Origin of the sequence: Methylacidimicrobium cyclopophantes (genome assembly GCF_902143385.2) — a bacterium.
Lineage (GTDB): Bacteria > Verrucomicrobiota > Verrucomicrobiia > Methylacidiphilales > Methylacidiphilaceae > Methylacidimicrobium > Methylacidimicrobium cyclopophantes.
This window is the reverse complement of record NZ_CABFUZ020000149.1, coordinates 1-2,494: the sequence shown is the minus strand read 5'-3', so window position 1 is coordinate 2,494 and position 2,494 is coordinate 1. Positions and strand designations below refer to the sequence as shown.

At 66.4% G+C, this 2,494-nt stretch carries 4 protein-coding genes; 1 reads left to right on the top strand and 3 read right to left on the bottom strand.

Features of this window, described 5'->3' with window-relative positions; genetic code table 11:
• The coding region (locus FN369_RS06980) for a hypothetical protein (protein WP_178087736.1) at nucleotides 1-531 on the bottom strand (531 nt) is incomplete at its 3' end.
• Nucleotides 532-853: 322 nt separating this feature from the next.
• Here FN369_RS06980 and FN369_RS06975 point away from each other — a divergent pair.
• A complete protein-coding gene (locus FN369_RS06975) occupies nucleotides 854-1,198 on the top strand; it encodes a phage holin family protein (protein WP_142525461.1) in 345 nt (114 codons plus the stop codon).
• Here FN369_RS06975 and FN369_RS06970 read toward each other — a convergent pair.
• Nucleotides 1,195-1,857 carry a LutC/YkgG family protein gene (locus FN369_RS06970; RefSeq protein ID WP_142525460.1) on the bottom strand — a complete coding sequence of 221 codons (663 nt, stop codon included), beginning with the start codon at nucleotides 1,855-1,857 and terminating at the stop codon, nucleotides 1,195-1,197. The genes FN369_RS06975 and FN369_RS06970 overlap by 4 nt on opposite strands.
• Nucleotides 1,854-2,494: 4Fe-4S dicluster domain-containing protein (locus tag FN369_RS06965; RefSeq protein WP_142525459.1), on the bottom strand; the 641-nt coding region annotated here is incomplete at its 5' end. The genes FN369_RS06970 and FN369_RS06965, both read right to left, overlap by 4 nt.

Here is a 2,494-nt window from a genome sequence, read left to right as displayed (position 1 = left end):
CCCCCCTTCCCGCGACTCGTAGCCGATCGGCTCCAGGGAATCGATCGTCACCCGGCGGTGGAGGTGGCGCTGGAGGCAGGCGCGCGCCGCCTCGATCGGGGGGAGGGCTCTCCCCTCCAGGGCGGGGTCGAGCCGCGGGACCTGCGTGATCTCCTCCCCCTCCCGGAGCCAGCGGATCACCCGCTGCTCCCACCGGTCGTAGTCGGAGCGGACTCGAGCAAAGGAGTGGGGCTCGTCATCGGCCAAGGAAGCGGGAATTGGTGCCGCCACGGGCTGGGGAGCCCGGCGGGCCTGGCTCCACCAGCCGATCGCCCCCAGGACGAGCATGGCGAGGAGGGAAGCTCCCAGGACGAGCGCGGGGAGCTCGGCCCGGGACGCCCGCTCGCAGCGGACCGGTGGCCCTTCGGCGCAGGAGACGCAACGCCCCGCGGCTTGGTGAGGGGAAGCGACCTTCCCCGCATCGATCGATCGGTTTTCGCTCTTCTCGGTATTTTCGCTCTCGCCCACTCCCGGCGAAGCCACGGCGCTCATTTTCCCTCCTTGGTCTTGGTCTCTCTTCGGTCTTCCTCCCATCGCTCGGATCTGCCGAAAGAAGGCTCTTTGCTCCCCTTCCCGGTAGACCGGGCGATCCGACATCTACAAAGGACCGCCTAAGGAGGAAACGTGGCTGAGCAGCACTCTCTTCGTTACAATTTGGTGACAAATTGTGTCGAAGCGTCTTAACGTTTAGAGCCGCGAGCGCGCGGAAAGCCCAAGTCGCAGAGAGAGAGGAGAGAAGCGCTTCCCTCCCTTTTCAGAGGGCGGCTGCTTTTGTTCTTGTCAATCGATCCGGCGGCGGAGAAAAGCATCCCGAATGGGATATCTCTTGATCCGATGGGCGGTGCTGGCCATCTCCATCTTCGTCGCCGCGCATATCAAGTTCATCGGGATCCACTACGACAGCCTCTCATCCCTCCTGGTAGCTTCGCTCGTCCTCGGCATCATCAACGCTCTGCTCAAGCCGATCTTCGTCACCCTCTCCCTCCCCTTGATCTTCCTGACCTTCGGCCTCTTCCTGATCGTGATCAACGCGCTCTTGCTTTATTGGACCGGCAAGCTCGTCACGGGCTTCGATGTCCCCACCTTCGGCTCCGCGATCGGCGGGTCGATCGTCATCAGCCTGGTCCGGCTCGCGCTGGAGGGATGGCTCTACCTTTAGCTCTCGGCGGCTCCCTCGCCCTCGTCCCAGAGGAAGACCCAGAGGGCCTTCGGCCCATGGACCCCGATGGTCTGATCGTTTTCGATGTCGGCCGACCGGCTCGGGCCGCTGACGAAGTGGAGGTAGGAAGGAAGCCTCCCTCGATGGGCGAGCTCCGAGAGGGCGGCCTCCATGGTGGGGAGGATCGAGGAGCTCCGCAAGAGGGCGAGGTGGATCTCCGGCACCAGGTGGACGAATCGGCTTCCCTCCTCTTCCTCGTTCAGGAGGAGGGTTCCGCTCTCCGCAATCGCCCGGAAGCAGCCGGTGATGCCGAGGTCGACCGGAGGGAGTTCCCGCAATCGTTCGATCGCGACCCGCTCGTAGGGAACGAGGAGCGGCTCGACGCCAAAGGGCTCCAGCGAACGGCCGGGAGAGACGGCGATCCGGCGGACCCCCCAAGAGGCGAGCCGCTCCCGGAGAGCCGCAGAGAGCTTCTCCCGGCTCGAAAAGCGGAGGAGGTTCGCGCCGACGGCTTGGAGTCCTTGGCGCAGGAGAGCGATCGAGGCCTCCTTGGGCACCCCCCCTTCCTCGCTCTTCTCTGGAACCGAGGGAAAGCGGCGCTCGGGCTCCGGTCGGCCCAAGGCGCGCGCAATCCGCCGCAGGAACTCCTCTTCTCTCATCGCTTCTCCAAGGTCGCCCCTTCCCGGGAAGGGCGGCGGCTCCGGTCGGCCGATCCGACTCGCAGCAAGCGGGCCGCCGGGCCCATCCCGCGCAAAAGAGAGTCGCCTCCCAGCCGGAGGAAGAGGCGCAGGAGCCGGGAAGCGATCCGGTAGAGCCGGGGTCGGGCCATGACCAAGCCGGAAAGGGAAAAGCCGATCCGCTCGGCTCGTGGAGTCCGGCCCGCTTCCACCTCCCGCCGGCGCAGGCGGACCAGCAGCGAGGGGAGCGGGATCTTGACGGGGCAGGAGTCGACGCAGGCGCCGCAGAGCGTCGAGATCCAAGGAAGCAAGCTCGTCCGCTCCCCCGGCCAAAGAAGGGGGGTGAGCACCGCGCCGATGGGCCCCGAGTAGACCGATCCATATCCTTTCCCCCCGATCTCTCGATAGGCGGGGCAGACATTCAAGCAGGCGCCGCAGCGGATGCAGTCGAGGACCTCCCGATGGGAGGAATCGGCGAGGATCCGGCTGCGGCCATTGTCGACCAGGATGAGGTGGAGCTCTCGGGGAGGGTCGGATTTCGCCGCCGTTCCCGGGCCGGTGAAGAGCGAAAGGTAGGTGATGACACCCTGGCCGGTCGCGGCGGCGGGGAGGAGGCGGG